At 40.3% G+C, this 781-nt stretch carries 1 pseudogene; it reads right to left on the bottom strand.

Annotated features, from left to right (window positions below):
- A pseudogene (locus HMPREF9442_RS12815) lies at positions 1–781 on the bottom strand (hypothetical protein); the annotation flags it as partial.

Below are 781 nucleotides of genomic sequence, written 5' to 3'. Positions count from 1 at the left end.
GAGGCGGTGGTACTTTTTCATTTGTGCGTTGGACATGGACATTTGGGCGTTCGATAATATTTCTACATGTGGAATTTTGTATTCAGGTCTTGTGGTGGCTTGCTTTCCATCAAGTCTCACTTCTATATAATAGTGGCGGTACATGCCCATATCTCCAATATAGGCGGTGGCAATTTGTCGGGAAAAAGCACGTGGGGTAAACATTCCAGGGATTAGTCCATAGTCGGCAGCAAGATTGAATGCTTCATAGGCATCTATGACCAAAGTTGGTTTGCCGAGGTCTAATTTTCTTAATCCTCCCCGTTTGCTCCTTACAATGATGGTATTCAGTATCCTATCGGTGGAAGAATCAGCAGAAATGCTATCTTGTATGGGAAACTTTTCTTCGAAAGCTGCATCCCGATAATAACAATATGGTTTAGGAAAAACCGGGAAGAACGGGTTTAATTTGACATAAAACTCTGGATAGGCTTGTTCGTCCATGAATCCTTTCTTTCTCATCCGTATCCTGTGTTTTTTACTTTTAGTAGTGTCTGTGGCATTCAGAAATAGAATGTAGTTTTCAGATATGACAGCCGAAGGCATATAGAAATTGCCTTTAGTTGTGGTTTGTGAAGCTTCCACTATTTTATCATTTTGGATAAAAGAAGCTGAAACTTTGACTTCCTTTTCAGGTTTAGATAGAGATGTTTTATAATTTACATGTTGTGAATGGGTTTTGTACACGCTTCCGCAGAGTGTCTGAATCTTCTCCGGCAGGAACTCGAACTGCGTTTTTTCC

It is taken from the genome of Paraprevotella xylaniphila YIT 11841, from assembly GCF_000205165.1.
Classification (GTDB): Bacteria; Bacteroidota; Bacteroidia; order Bacteroidales; family Bacteroidaceae; genus Paraprevotella; species Paraprevotella xylaniphila.
The sequence above is the reverse complement of the archived record's forward strand: the minus strand, read 5'-3'. Positions and strand labels throughout refer to the sequence as shown.